This is a genomic window from Psychromarinibacter halotolerans, from assembly GCF_029168315.1.
Lineage (GTDB): Bacteria > Pseudomonadota > Alphaproteobacteria > Rhodobacterales > Rhodobacteraceae > Psychromarinibacter > Psychromarinibacter halotolerans.
In genome coordinates this window covers 1-302 of sequence record NZ_JARGYD010000062.1, presented here as the reverse complement: position 1 = coordinate 302, position 302 = coordinate 1, and the positions used below count along the sequence as shown (strand labels likewise).

The 302-nt window shown below is 65.9% G+C and carries 1 protein-coding gene; it reads left to right on the top strand.

Features of this window, described 5'->3' with window-relative positions:
* The coding region (locus tag P1K30_RS23910; RefSeq protein WP_275635248.1) for a cadherin-like domain-containing protein at window positions 1-302 on the top strand (302 nt) is incomplete at both ends.

The following is a 302-nucleotide window of genomic DNA, read 5'->3' as shown; positions in this document are numbered from 1 at the left end:
GACATCGATGGCGACACGCTGTCGAGCGTCGTCGCGACGGGCCCGTCGAACGGGACGCTGAGCCTGAACCCGGACGGGTCGTTCACGTACACGCCGGATGCGAACTTCAACGGGTCGGACAGCTTCACCTACCTTGTCGACGACGGCAACGGCGGGACGGACACCGCGACGGTGACCCTCACCGTGAATGCGGTGAACGACGACCCCGTGGCGGCGGACGACAGCTATGTCACGGACGAGGATACGAGCCTCGTGATCTCGCTGCCGGGTGTGCTGGCGAACGACACCGACGTCGATGGCGA